At 56.1% G+C, this 14,133-nt stretch carries 9 protein-coding genes; 4 read left to right on the forward strand and 5 right to left on the reverse strand.

The features are described 5' to 3' along the window. Nucleotides 1-147: 147 nt before the first annotated feature. On the forward strand, nucleotides 148-1,140 hold the full coding sequence (locus QVZ43_RS14440) for a D-2-hydroxyacid dehydrogenase (RefSeq protein ID WP_338140899.1): 993 nt from the start codon (nucleotides 148-150) through the stop codon (nucleotides 1,138-1,140). Between the two features lie 18 nt (nucleotides 1,141-1,158). Beyond that, entirely contained in the window at nucleotides 1,159-2,790 is a 1,632-nt protein-coding gene (locus QVZ43_RS14445) for an FAD-binding oxidoreductase (RefSeq protein WP_302910505.1), read from the forward strand. Nucleotides 2,791-2,874: 84 nt separating this feature from the next. Here the strand turns inward: QVZ43_RS14445 and QVZ43_RS14450 are convergent, their stop codons facing one another. The 5 genes from QVZ43_RS14450 to QVZ43_RS14470 all read right to left on the reverse strand — a co-directional run bounded on the left by QVZ43_RS14450 (nucleotide 2,875) and on the right by QVZ43_RS14470 (nucleotide 9,509). Then, nucleotides 2,875-3,960, reverse strand: coding sequence for a fatty acid desaturase family protein (locus tag QVZ43_RS14450; RefSeq protein WP_223792864.1), 1,086 nt, complete (start codon nucleotides 3,958-3,960; stop codon nucleotides 2,875-2,877). 276 nt (nucleotides 3,961-4,236) lie between these two features. Beyond that, nucleotides 4,237-4,902: a LuxR C-terminal-related transcriptional regulator gene (locus QVZ43_RS14455; protein ID WP_223792863.1), complete on the reverse strand. Its 666-nt coding sequence runs from the start codon at nucleotides 4,900-4,902 to the stop codon at nucleotides 4,237-4,239. A 40-nt stretch (nucleotides 4,903-4,942) separates the two neighbouring features. Next, nucleotides 4,943-6,892, reverse strand: coding sequence for an acetate--CoA ligase (gene acs, locus QVZ43_RS14460; RefSeq protein WP_223792862.1), 1,950 nt, complete (start codon nucleotides 6,890-6,892; stop codon nucleotides 4,943-4,945). Nucleotides 6,893-7,204: 312 nt separating this feature from the next. Beyond that, nucleotides 7,205-8,743: a fatty acyl-CoA reductase gene (locus QVZ43_RS14465; RefSeq protein ID WP_302910506.1), complete on the reverse strand. Its 1,539-nt coding sequence runs from the start codon at nucleotides 8,741-8,743 to the stop codon at nucleotides 7,205-7,207. Between the two features lie 235 nt (nucleotides 8,744-8,978). Then, entirely contained in the window at nucleotides 8,979-9,509 is a 531-nt protein-coding gene (locus QVZ43_RS14470) for a hypothetical protein (protein ID WP_302910507.1), read from the reverse strand. A 216-nt stretch (nucleotides 9,510-9,725) separates the two neighbouring features. Here QVZ43_RS14470 and QVZ43_RS14475 point away from each other — a divergent pair, with 216 nt between their 5' ends. Beyond that, nucleotides 9,726-11,771, forward strand: coding sequence for an HDOD domain-containing protein (locus tag QVZ43_RS14475; protein ID WP_302910508.1), 2,046 nt, complete (start codon nucleotides 9,726-9,728; stop codon nucleotides 11,769-11,771). Further along, the gene (locus QVZ43_RS14480; protein WP_302910509.1) at nucleotides 11,729-13,903 is read left to right on the forward strand and encodes an EAL domain-containing response regulator; all 2,175 of its coding nucleotides are present in this window, start codon (nucleotides 11,729-11,731) and stop codon (nucleotides 13,901-13,903) included. The genes QVZ43_RS14475 and QVZ43_RS14480 overlap by 43 nt, the downstream gene beginning before the upstream one ends. Nucleotides 13,904-14,133 lie beyond the last annotated feature (230 nt).

Genomic DNA, 14,133 nt, shown 5'->3' on the forward strand with positions numbered 1-14,133 from the left:
GATGACAAAGAGTTTGCGGTGCCACACATCTCGCCCTGAAGATGCCATAAACCCGCCCAGTCACGAGTTGACCCCGGCTCGAGGGAGGACCAGACTGTTGCTAAGCCTAGCGGCATGCCCGACAGTCAAATAACAGTTGGAGGTTTAATGACACAGCCAAGCAAGCCCGTTGTAACGGTCCTGACAGCCCCCGGAGAACAGGAGCCACCAGGTATGGAGGCGGTCAGATCCCGGGCAGAAGTGCGTTTTGCCTGCGACGAACAGACCCTGCGTGACACCCTTCCCGGCACGGATGTGATGATGGTGACCGACTTCCGGACCGAAGCCCTGAAAGCCGCCTGGGGCTCCGCCGATCGGCTGCGCTGGATTCATGCAACGAGCGCCGGTGTGGACGCCCTGATGTTTGACGAGCTGATCAGCAGCGATGTGGTTGTCACCAATGCCCGTGGCATCTTCGACCGCACCATTGCCGAATACGTGCTGTGTACCATTCTCATGTTCGCCAAGGATTTCCCCGGTTCTATCCGCCTGCAAATGAAGCACGAGTGGAAACACCGGGACACGGAACGGGCTCAGGGCAAGCAGGTTCTGGTCGTGGGCGCCGGCTCCATTGGCCGTCAGATCGGCCGTCTGGTCAGCGCCATCGGAATGCCGGCCCACGGTATTGCCCGCACGCCGCGTAACGAGGATCCGGACTTTGTTGCCGTGCATGGCCACGACAGCCTCTATGAACAGCTCAGTCACGCCGATTTCGTGGTGATCGCCGCGCCCCTGACGCCGCAAACTGAAGGCTTGTTTGACGCCAAAGCATTCAGTGCCATGAAACCAACAGCACGCCTGATCAACATCGGCCGAGGCCCCATCGTAAAAACCGACGATCTCATTACTGCACTCAGAAACGGCGAGATTGCCGGCGCAGGGCTGGATGTGTTTGAAGAGGAGCCACTTCCCAAAGACCACCCCCTGTGGGACATGGACAATGTGACCATGACCGCCCATATGGCCGGGGACTTCATCGGTTGGAAGCGTGCTCTGACAGACCAGTTTCTGGAAAATTTCGACCGCTGGCATGGCGGGCAGGACCTGTTCAACCTGGTCGACAAGGCGCTTGGCTACGCTGGCTCGTCGAAGCCCGCATAAGAAAAACGGGAGGGCAGTTTGCAGACAGTAGAGGACTTCTTACGGCGAAAGTTCTGGGGCTGGGGGTATCAGGCAGGCCCCCTGGACGACACCCTGACAGATACCTTTGTTGATTTCTTGCGAACGACCACTGGCATGGAGGCCAGCCCCCCTCTGGCACTCCCGGATCGGGAATCCATCCCCTTGCCCGACCCGAGATTTCCCCTACCCTCTGCCTGGGAAAACTGGATCACCAGCGATAAAGAAATTCGACTACATCATTGCTTTGGCAAGTCTTACCGGGATTCCTGGCGATGCGCCCATGGTCAGTTTGATAACCCCCCGGATTACGTGGCGTTTCCAAACGATGAGGAGCAACTGTCCGAATTAATGGTATTCGCCCGCAATAACCGTATAAGTCTCATTCCATACGGCGGCGGCTCCAGCGTGGTTGGCGGCATTGAGCCACCGAAAAGAACGTCCTCTGGCGGGGTCATCACAGTCAACATGCTGCACTTCAACAAGGTGCTTGAAGTGGACACCCAGTCCCGCTGCGCCCGCATTCAGGCCGGCACCTACGGCCCGGATCTGGAACAGCAATTAAAGCCCCACGGGCTCACCCTCAGACACTTTCCCCAGAGCTTCGAGTTTTCCACGCTCGGCGGTTGGATAGCGACCCGAGCGGGTGGTCATTTCGCCACGCAATACACCCACATTGATGACTTTGTGGAATCGGTTCGCGTGGTCACTCCCCGGGGCGTCATTCAAACCCGTCGCCTGCCCGGCAGCGGTGCCGGCCCCAGTGAGGAGCGGCTGTTCCTGGGCTCAGAAGGTACCCTGGGCATCATTACCGAGGCATGGGTACGACTTCAGTCCGCCCCTGAGTATAAAGCGTCTGCCACGGTCGGCTTTAAAGCATTTGAGCACGGGGTCGAAGCCTGCAGACAACTCAGCCAGTCAGGCCTTCATCCAACCAACGCACGATTCATTGGCCGGGGTGAAGCCCTGTTCATGGGGCTTGGTGACGGCAACCTGGACATCCTGATTCTGGGCTGCGAATCCAGTACTTTTCCGGTCACTCAAAAACTTAAGGATTGCCTGTCGATTGCCACCGCGTGCGGTGGCATCAACCTGTCCGAGCCAGCAGCGTCCGGAATCGACAACCAACGGGATGACAAGGCCGATACGTGGAAGCAGGCCTTTATTACCGTACCTTACCTGAGGGATGAGTTGGTCCGCAGGGGCCTGATTGTCGAAACCTTTGAAACGGCAATCACCTGGGACAAGTTTGAACATTTCAATGCCCGGATTCTGGCTGCCGCTGAGCACGCCATTGAAAGATTATGTGGCAAAGGGTTTGTTACCTGCCGATTTACCCACCTGTATCCAGACGGTCCCGCGCCCTATTACACGGTGATGGCGCAGGGCAATGGCACGGATGATCTACAGCGGTGGGATGAGATCAAGCGTGCAGTTTCGGATGTGATCATCAACGAAGGCGGCACGATTACTCACCATCATGCCGTGGGTAAGGATCACCGAGAACACTACCTGCGACAGGCGTCTCCGCTCTTTATTTCCATGCTGGAGAATGCAAAAACTTCGGTGGATCCGGAACAGATTCTGAATCCCGGTGTTCTTCTGAAAAGCCCGGAAAGCCGGACGAACTAGCTCGAAAAACAACTCGAGGAGGCCTAGGCCTCCTCGACAAAAGGTATCCCTCAGGAAGGGCACCAGGCTCTGCCATTTCGTAAGTTAGCGAGCGCTGGCGGCATACTGTTTCTGTAGCGGCAGCAAATCAAACACCCGCTCCGGCCGATTCGGGTCCACCAACTGGGTTGGCGATTTGTATACCCGGGGAGTGCTGTAAAGCATCTTCAAAGCCGTGCTGTGAGGCATGGCCATATACCGGTCGCCATGGTGCTCTTCCAGCCACTCACGCACCCGCGGCGCCATGTTGGACGACATCTTCGGGAAGAAGTGGTGTTCGATGTGGTGGCTAAAACGGAAGTGCAGACGATCCAGCACGGGCCCCACCCGCAAGCTCATGGAGTTATCAAGCGGGTTATTCGTCGGTGTTTGTGGGCGCAGGAAGTGGTTGGTCAGGATGTATCCCTGCCCCAGGGCATTGGCAATCATGAACGGTACCAGCACCGTGAATACCGCCAGTGGCCCGGACAATACCGCCAGGACACCCCATGCAGCCACACACACAAATGACTGAACAATGGCCTTCCTTCGATTAAAGCCCTTGAACTGTTTGCGTCGCTTGGCCTGAAACCACAGCACCAGCTGGGCGTGGAAGGTGAAGGAGTAGAAGAGGAAGAAATAGCTGTACCAAGTGCCGGATCCCGGCGCCAGCTTGGTGAATTTCTTCTGCTTCGGATCCACCTTGTAGCGGCGCAAAGTACCAAAACTGTCCGGGTCGGTATCCCCCGAATTGGTATTACCGTGATGGACCACGTTGTGCCATTTGCGCCAGAACTCAGGCGGAACAATCAACGGTCCAAAGCCAAGCCAGCCAAAGAAGTTCTGCCATCCCTTGCTCATGCCAAGGGCACCGTGCATCACCTCGTGGGCCAGCAGCGCCTGGCAACCGATGGTATGACCAACGACCAACGCCAGGCCAAGATTCGCATACCAGGGCAAGCCAGCGAGAAGAATGGTTGCCAACCCACCCCAGATCACCATCTGCAGGGGCAAAAACCAAATTACCCGCCAAGGTTTGGCCTTGAAGGTATCCGCCGGCAATTCCTTTTTCATTCTGTCTCTGAGCTCACGCTCATCGGCCTGTCCAAACACCACACTTTCCAACGGTTCGGGTTTCACGGCTGCATTCATTTTTCACCTATTCGCGTGTTCATATCTTGCACAAAACTAAGAGTACACGTGTACGCTGAAATCTACAAGACAAAAAAGGAAATAACAACCAGAACCCATACCAATTACCATTAAACGACCATTAATGAGTACACATGTACTTATTTAATTCGCACCCAAAGACCATTCCATGCTTCACCCCAGTGGAACGTCAAAAAGCTGAATGGCATCAACGGGCAAAAAAAACGGGAGCCGAGGCTCCCGTTTCTTAACACTCATTCTGGTGAATATTCCGGCTCAGCCGCCAGATAAAGACTGGTCCGTTGGGTCAATCTCCATCTGCTGGATGGCGATAACGGCCTGAGTTCGATTCCGGACACCCAGCTTGCGAAACACGGCCGTGATGTGAGCCTTAATGGTGGCTTCCGAGACATCCAGATCGTAGGCAATCTGCTTGTTAAGCAGCCCCTCTGCCAGCATTCCCAAGACCCGGAATTGCTGGGGTGTAAGGGATGCGAGCCGCTCCGAAAAATCCGTTGCTTCGGAATCCATCCGCTCGATTTTTTCAGCCACCCCTTCCGGCAACCAGACGTCTCCCTCGAGTACCGCCTGAATGGCTTCGGTAATGGTCGGAAGTGGTGCCGACTTCGGAATGAAGCCGGACGCCCCATAATCAATGGAGCGTCGCATCACCTGAAGTTCCTCGGAACCTGAAACGACGACCACCGGCAAACCGGGATACTGGCCACGCATAAACACCAGCCCGGAAAACCCGTGGGCCCCCGGCATGTTCAAATCCAGCAGAACCAGATCCGCATCCGGGTGCGACTCAACCGCCGCCTGCAGTGCCTTGATGCTGTCCACTTCAACGGTCTTGGCATCCGGCACTGCCTGACTGACCGCCTGCTTCAGCGCAGCTCGAAACAGCGGGTGGTCATCAGCGACGATGATTGTCTGTGTCATTCACTTGGTTCCTCTCAGGTTCAAGGCCCTGTTCCGGGCCTTATTTAAACTCACGATTGCTGATCAACTCATCCACCACGCCCGGATCGGCCAGGGTGGACGTGTCGCCCAGCTGCTCATGCTCGTTGGCTGCGATTTTTCGCAGAATCCGGCGCATTATCTTACCAGAGCGAGTCTTTGGCAGCCCGGGGGCCCATTGGATAACATCCGGTGAGGCAATCGGACCAATCTCCTTACGCACCCACTGGACCAGTTCTTTCTTGAGCTCGTCCGACGGTTCCTGACCCTGGACCAGGGTCACGTACACATAAATACCCTGCCCCTTGATGTCGTGCGGGTATCCTACCACGGCTGCTTCAGCCACCTGGCTATGAGCCACCAGGGCGCTTTCCACTTCGGCGGTGCCCAGACGGTGCCCCGACACATTCAGCACATCGTCCACCCGGCCCGTGATCCAGTAGTAGCCGTCTTCATCACGACGGGCACCGTCACCGGTAAAGTAGCGGCCTTTATAGGTACTGAAGTAGGTCTGCTTGAACCGTTCGTGGTCACCGTAAATGGTCCGCATCTGGCCGGGCCAGCTGTCCAAAATCACCAGATTGCCCTCGGCCGCACCGTCAAGGATATTGCCATCGTTATCCACCAGCGCCGGCTGAACACCGAAGAACGGCAGCGTGGCGGAGCCTGGCTTGAGATCAACCGCACCGGGCAGCGGTGTTATCAGAATGCCGCCGGTTTCGGTCTGCCACCAGGTGTCCACAATCGGGCACTTGCTGTTGCCGATCACCCGGTAGTACCACTCCCAGGCTTCCGGGTTGATCGGTTCACCTACGGAGCCCATCAACTTCAGTGAATCCCTGGACGTATCTTCCATACAGGATTCGCCCACCGCCATCAGCGCCCGAATGGCCGTCGGCGCGGTGTAGAGGATGTTCACCTTGTGTTTATCAACCACCTTGCCGATGCGCGATGCGTCCGGGTAATTGGGCACGCCTTCGAACAACAGGGTCACGGCGCCATTACACAGCGGGCCGTACAGAATATAACTGTGGCCGGTGATCCAGCCGAAATCGGCAGTACACCAGTACACATCACCGTCGTGGTAGTCGAAGACGTATTCATGGGTCATGGAGGCATACACCAGGTAGCCCCCGGTGGTGTGCAGCACCCCTTTCGGCGCGCCGGTGGAACCGGAGGTATACAACATGAACAGCGGGTCTTCCGCATTCATCGGCTCCGGCGGGCAGTCGGTTGACGCCGACGCCATCAGGTCTTCGTAACGCTCATCCCGGCCGTCATTCCAGGGCACATTGTCATTGCCTGTGCGCGTCACCACGACCACTTTTTCCACGTGGCCGGCGCTCTCGTTTTTGAGGGCCGCATCCACATTCTTCTTGAGCGGGATCACCCGGCCGCCACGAATCCCCTCGTCAGCAGTAATGACATAACGGGACTGACCGTTAGCAATCCGGGCCGCCAGGGCTTCGGGGGAGAAGCCGCCAAAGACCACTGAGTGAATCGCACCGATTCGGGCACAGGCCAACATGGCAACGGCCGTTTCAACAATCATCGGCATGTAGATGGTGACCACATCGCCCTTCTTGACCCCAAGCCCTTTCAGGACATTGGCAAACTTGCAGGTCTCTTCGTACAGCTCACGATAGGTCACGTTGCGCGAATCAGACGGCTCATCGCCTTCGAAGATAATGGCGGTCTGATCGCCCCGCTCTTCCAAGTGGCGATCCAGGCAATTGGCGGAGGCGTTGAGCTCACCGTCTTCAAACCATTTGATGGACAGGTTATCGAAATCGTAGGTGGTATTTTTTACTTTCGTGAAGGGCTTGATCCAATCAACACGTTTGCCGTGCTCAGCCCAGAAGGTGTCCGGATCTTCGACTGACTGACGGTACATGTCCTCATATTGTTGCCGGTTAACCAGCGCCCTTTCGGCAACCTCAGAACTTACCGGAAAAATGTGTTTCTCAGTCATAGTGCTCTCCCTTTCGTTAAATTCTCTTGTCATTGTGTTCTAACAGAGTGCTGGGCAGCGTCGACTCTCAGGCCCTTTTCCTGCGAATAGCCGTAGTTCACCATGTGTTCAATAGAACAATGAATTAGACCAACGTCCAAACCGAACACGGGCCGCCAACGGCAGGCGGAGGCGTTCCGTTTCCGCTACCACACCTGCTTAAAGCTTAGAACACGCATAACGAAAAACAGCCGGGGGGAGAGCCGCCCGGCTGTAATGGTCTTACATCAATCAATAGGGCCCGACGGTACTTCCGGAGACAGGCCTTTTCGATCAGGCCGCTGCTTTGCGGACCTTTGCAGAGCGTAGGCTATACACCTTGCGTTTCTTGAGCGCATACCGGTTCAAACCGGCAAGATGCGTGTCTCGCAGATAAGAGCGCCAATCGATGGCTTTCGCATCTACCGGGAACAGGGCCTGGTCAACACTGCCCATCCGCCTCGCGAGGGCCTGAAGACGATCGTTATGGAAGACGTAATCCGGCGCAGTGTAGAACCCGAAGATCGTCGCCAGCGAACGGGTGGTATCCAGATTTCGAAGTATTTTCAGCTCGCGGCTATTGCCCAGCATTTTCAGCATCCGGTCGGTGATGCTCAACGGCAACCTTGCGCCACTTACGACCAGGTCAAAGAGCTTCCGATCCACCGCAAAGAAAGGCTTCGAGGGCTGACGGTAGAAAAGGTGGTCATACCGATCATAGTTTTCTCTGGCTTCAGCCATGATGTGGTCAATGAACTCGCCAAGTCGAATGGGATTGGTTCCGCCGCTGCACGACTGGTAGATACGATGTTTGCCGGGCTCGGCCATGGCTTCAGCCAGCGAAAGAATGATGGAATTCGCAACCAGGTCCACCGGAATCACATCGATAATGCTCGAGCGTTTGCCCGGGAACAGAGTGACCTTCTCACGGGCGTAGGCCAGGATGATGGCATCAGCGACCTTCACGCCTTCAATCCAGCCCGGTGCTGGTTCGTCCAGAGCACTTTCAATAATAGAAGGACGCAGAATGGTCAGCGACCGGCCTGACAACGCCTTCATCAACAGCTGCTCTCCCAACCACTTGGTAAAGGTATAGGTATCACTCCAGCCATAATGGTTAGCCTCCCGAATACCCAGGTCGACCAGCTTTTTCTCCAGGGCGCTCCCCGAATAACGGGACCGCACATCCGCAATCTTATCCTCAAGCAAACGGACCAGCTCCTCGATTTCGAAGTAACCGTCGTCGCTTTGGGGAATGTCGGCACCAGCCGGCTTAATCACGGCCTCACCAACGTTACCGGCATTCTTGCCATTGACGTAGCAGGTGGACACCTGAATCACCGCAAGTTCACTGTTCCGGAATGCCAGTTCAGCAATGTTGTACAGGCACAGCGTGTTGATTGAGAGCGCCTTGTCCAGCTCTTCCCGGAAATTCACGCTCGCTGCGGAGTTGATAATGGCATCCAGATTGCCAGCCAGCGCCTCAAACGCCTCATCTGACAAACCGAACATCGGCTCGGTCACTTCACCGGTAATGCAGTGGACACGCTCCTCGATGAAATTCTCGAAGGCCTCATTATCATCATGTCGCAAGCGCTCAAACACGGAAGACGTGGCGATTTCTTCCAGAAACCGACCCCGTGCATCCGGATGGCGCTTGTTACCACGAATGAGAAGATGAATACCGCCAATCTCGGGTACGGCTCGGATCAGTTTTTCAAGCACGACCTTGCCAAGAAATCCCGTCGTTCCGGTAATCAGAACATGTTTGCCTCGAAGCTGTTCGAGGACTTTCGATGTCGTCTCTCCGGACGATAACTGCTGTGCTGCCATGGGCGAACTCCTTCTCAATTGTCTATCGATCTTCGGCCACTAACTTCCTGTGACCTCAAGTCAGCTAAAAATGGGTGCATGAAACTCGCTGCACAATGCGGGCCATAGTCACCAGACCTTTGAACAATAATTGCACGGGCATCGTGACACTCTAGTGACAGAGCACAAGTTACGGGACGGTAACCGCCGTTGCGGTAATGGGAAAAGGCAGGAGGATTTCCTGCCTCAAGAAGGTTTAGTGCTGGCCGCCGGAGCCACCTGTCATCGTATTAAGCAACTGGTCGACCGAGACATCCTCTGGCTGTTCTTTCAGGGCCTCAACCAGTCGCGACTGGTCTCCGAATCGCCCCGAGTCATAGGCTATTTCAGCTGCTGGCAACACAGGTTCCGGCTTGGCAGCCGGTTCGGGCGTGATCAACGATTCGCCTGCCCCGGAAGACGGGGTCTGAGACGCAACGGAAACCAGTTCCGTCCGAACCGAAACAGGTAAGACCTGATCTGCCAGATGCCGCAGGTGCTCAGCAAAACGCACACGGTCTTCCTCGGACAATTGCTCCCACTCGAGCCCACCTAGACCTGTCTGGATGATTTCAATGGTGTCACTGTCGGGCATGCTCCCGAGCAGTGCAAACAAACGGGTGAATGCCTCATAACGCAGCATGCTGTTTCTGGCCACCATGGGGAGCACCGTTTCCAGTTCCCGCACCGCGCTCATACAACGATCCCCGGGACGCGCCAGCGTCTCTCCAAGCTGTTTCCCTGCCATATCAAACTCCCTGTATCCGTTCAGAGTGGCTTCGGCTTACCTGCCTTAAAAATCCTACACAAATCACAAGTCCGGCAAGAGACTGCCAGAAATACGACCTCAGCCGTTTAATCGCCGGCTGATATTGTCTAAGCTCGACCCCTGTTACAAAAGCAAACATTTTTCGGAGCATTAACTGCTTCTCAAAATCCTCGAACGAATGCGGCAGGCAAGCGTATGGATTTAGCTCCTGATCTTCAGTTACCGAGTCTTCCTGAGATCATTCTGCGTGTATTGGACGCCTGTCGCCAAAACGACACCCCCCGCTCAATCAGCGACCTGGCGAGCATGGATACGGCCATGATTGCCCGAGTGCTCTCACTGGCCAACTCATCAAGCCCGAAAACCGAAAGCATCACTTCGATCGATGAAGCGCTGATCCGGCTCGGCAGTGAACGCTTTCGAAGCCTTGTACTTACCGCTGCGCTCCAGCAGCTACCACTGGATCTGGGCTATGAAGAGTGGCTCCAGCTCAGGGACTTCTGGCGCCATTCCCTGAGCACGGCACTGACGGCCCGAGCCCTGGCCACATTGACCCGCTACCCGAGCCCGGACCAGGCGTTTATGCTGGGCATTCTGCATAACGTGGGGGAACTGCTTGCCATCAAGACCCCCACGCCCGAGGGCAAGCAATACTACTTCAATAATCTGACTCTAATTGCCGCCAAGCTAGCCACCGACTGGGGGCTGGGTATCGTTCCCGCCGACGCCATGCGTTATCAGCAGGCACCTCCGGACGAACTGCGGGACGCAGGCCACCTGGTCAAAATCATCAGTGTCGCGACGCGGCTGGCATTATCCGATGCGGCCGGAATAAAGGCCGCGAAAACGGTGTTTGGCCTGACCGAGGAACTGATCAAGGAACTCAACCGGCGCATTGCGCATGAAGTTGCCACGGCAGCCACCGGGTTCGGAATTACGCTGGATGGTGACTACCATGGAGAGCGCGCAGCCCGCCAACTTCAGCAAACCGTGTTACAAGAAAGCATGGCGAGTCAGGCTCTGCAGCGGTCCGATCTGACCGGGAGCATGGACAACATACTCGCCGACACGGTGAACAGCCTGAGCATGGTAACCGGGCGCCCCGCCCTCTGTTTCCGCCATCGCGGTGAAAACCTTGACCTGCTGGCCGGAACCCTCGATTCTCTGCCCGAGCTATCGGTCTCCTGCAGGCCGGGCGGCAGTGTGTTGACCGAGGCGTTCAACACAGGAAGCGCCACCCAGCTCGGCGACCGTCAACCCACGATCCTGGATCGCCAGATTCTTTCGATATTGCGCACCCCAGCGCTGATTGCCGTCCCACTGCATACGGGCACGGAATGCCCGGGCGTCTACCTGCTCGGCACCGACCGTCAGAATCTCGACGCCACTACGGAACTGGCCTCCCTGTTCACCAATTTATTGTCCACACGCCTGCACGAACATTCAGACCACTTACTGGAGAGTAAGGACCGGCCTGACTCGCCTGAGCTCAACCAGGAACTGATTCGCAAGCAGGTGCATGAGATCAATAATCCTCTCACCATCGTACGCCAGTACCTTCATCAGCTGAGTCGGCAGGCCCAGAGTGAGGAAATTCTTGAGAACCTGGTCGTCATCAAGGAAGAGCTCGATCGTGCCGGACTTCTTATTGATCAACTGGGGCGCCCGGCACAACAAAGCTTGCCCGAAAGAACTCAGATCGAATTGAACGACGAACTCAAGAACCTGCATCGCATTCTGGGCGACACGCTTTTTGATGATGACAAGCACCAGTTTGAGGTTCAGCTTTGTGAATACCCCTCGCGACTGGCCGCGGATGCATCGGCCATCCGGCAGGTAGTGATCAATCTGGTTAGAAATGCGGCCGAGAGCTTGCCCGAGGAAGGCGGCAAGGTTGAGGTTCGAACCGCCTCACCCATATGGCACGACTATCGCACCTGGGTAGAACTGGAAATATCAGACACCGGCACCGGAATCCCCATCGACGTTCGGGAAACCCTGTTCAAGCCGGTACAAAGCACAAAGGGAGAGGGCCACAGCGGACTGGGCCTGAATATTGTGAAGAAAATCGTTGATGACATGGACGGCATCATCGCTTGTCGAACGGGACTGGAGGGCACAACCTTCCGGATTTTGCTGCCGACGGTGAGCGAACAAACATCTCTCGTTGAAGACGTAGAAACAACGGAAACAGCCCAATGGCATCTGAATTCACAGCCAACAAACCCGATGGTCAACTGACAGCCCGGATACTACTGGCCGATGACGAACCGCGACTCTTAACCATGTTGGCCCGGCTCCTCAGGGAGCAGGGCTATCAGGTAACCGAGGCACACGGCGGCAAACAGGCCTGTGAGATCGCGTCAAAGGAAGTATTTGACCTGGCCCTGCTGGACCTGCGTATGCCCGAGGTGGACGGCTTCGCAACCATGACTCACCTTGCCCGCAGTCAGCCCGACTGCGGGGTAGTCGTGGTCAGTGGTGAGAGTTCGTTTAATGCTGTGAGCCAGGCCCTGAGACAAGGCGCCCTCGACTACATCCGCAAGCCCTACGACCCGGAAGAGCTGCTCACCACGGTTGCCCGGGTTCTGAAAAAACGCTCGCTCCTGAAGGCCCATGAGCATATTCAGGTCCGTCTTGAAAAGTCCGAGGCGCTGCACCGCTACATTGTTAACAGCTCCCCGGACATTGTGTTCATGCTCGATTCCCAAGGCCAGTTCTGTTTCGTCAACAGCAAAGTCAGTGGTTTGCTGGGCTACCAGCCAGCCGAATTGTGCGGTCGTCACTTCCGCCACATTATCGACGAGCGGGATATCACCAAGGGTATTTACTCCCTGAAAGACCCAACCATTTCCGCCGACAATCCCAAGACCCTGGAGCTGAGATTGAAATCCCGGGGCGACGGGAACAATGCCCGGCACTTTGAAGTGACTGCATTTCCCATCGACCCCCAAACCTGGCCCCACGCCGGCACCACCCAGGGCAATGGCAGCGGGAAAGGCGCTCGCTATTACGGCACAGCTCGGGATGTCACCGAGCGTAAGGAAGCTGAGGCCTTCATTAACTACCAGGCCTACCACGATCTGCTCACCCGGCTGCCCAATCGCAGCCTGTTCCAGGATCGTCTGGAACTGGCCATCACCCATGCCCGGCGAAACAGGCAGCGGCTGGCCGTCATGTTCCTGGACCTTGATCGTTTCAAGGTCATCAATGACACCCTCGGTCATGGAATGGGCGATCAGCTGCTGCAGGCCGTCGCCCAGAGACTGGAAAAATGCCTGCGCAAGGGCGATACGCTGTCTCGATTTGGCGGGGATGAATTCACCCTTCTTTTACCCTCCATTACTGACGAGGAAGACGCCCGCGGGATCGCCAAAAAGCTAATTGATGCCTTGAGGGCCCCTTTCCGCCTGGGTGACCACGAGGTCTTCGTCGGCGTCAGCATCGGCATATCGATTTATCCCGAAATGGGCACCAGCCTGGATCAGTTGATCCAGAACGCCGACATCGCGATGTACCACGTGAAAGCCTCGGGTAAGGACGGCTACCGTTTTTACAATGAAACCATGAGCGTCGATGCCACCAGCCGTCTGCAGATGGAACGTGACCTCCGCCTGGCACTGGAAAGAAATGAACTGAAAGTGTTTTATCAACCGCAGGTATGTTCAACGTCGGACCGTGTTGTGGGCCTTGAGGCGCTGGTACGATGGCAGCATCCAGAGCGAGGTCTGATTTACCCGGGCGAATTTCTGCCTCTGGCAGAGGAAACGCGCCTGATTGGTCAGGTCAGCGAACGGGTACTCGACCAGGCCTGCCAGGATGCCGCACGCTGGATTCGGGCCGGGCACAAGGATTTGAGGCTGGCGGTAAACCTCTCTCCGGTGCAGGTGGAGCACCCGCGCTTTGTCGAAACCCTGCTCAGGAAAGTCCGTGCCCATGGCCTTCCCACCAGTAACCTCGAAATCGAAATCACCGAAAACACCATCATGAATGACCTGGAACAGATCAGTGAAAAGCTCCGGGAACTGGCAGCAACGGGTGTTCGGATTGCCATTGATGACTTCGGCACCGGCTACTCGTCACTGAATTACCTGCACAGGCTTCCGATTCACACTCTGAAAGTGGACCAGTCGTTTGTGAAAGCCATTCGTGGCGGGGAAGACGGTGCCTGTATCGTAAACGCCATCGTTGCCATGGCACACGGCCTGAAGCTGGACATTGTGGCCGAGGGGGTGGAAACGAACGAACAACTTACCTACCTGCGCCGCCTCGGCTGCCACCAGGTGCAGGGTTTTTACTATGGCCCGGCAAGGCCGTCCGCGAACATCTTGCAATCGCTGGTAAAAACCCGAACGGCTGCGCCAGTCTTCTAGCTATCCTTTTTCCGATTGTCTAACACTCAGCTAACGAACATTGACAAGGTTTGCAAAGCGAGCCTTTGCGTAACTTTTTGTATATCGAAATGCGGATTGCTGCACATAATTCAGCCAGCCTGTTCACTAATCTCAGACCTACCAGGCGTTGATCATCGTCCCCGGCTGTCAGGCCAACAATGACAAAAAACGATGACAACATCCCGAACAACAAGAACAGGCGGCAGTCA

This window comes from Marinobacter suaedae, from assembly GCF_030519635.1.
In the GTDB taxonomy this organism is placed as follows: Bacteria; Pseudomonadota; Gammaproteobacteria; order Pseudomonadales; family Oleiphilaceae; genus Marinobacter; species Marinobacter suaedae.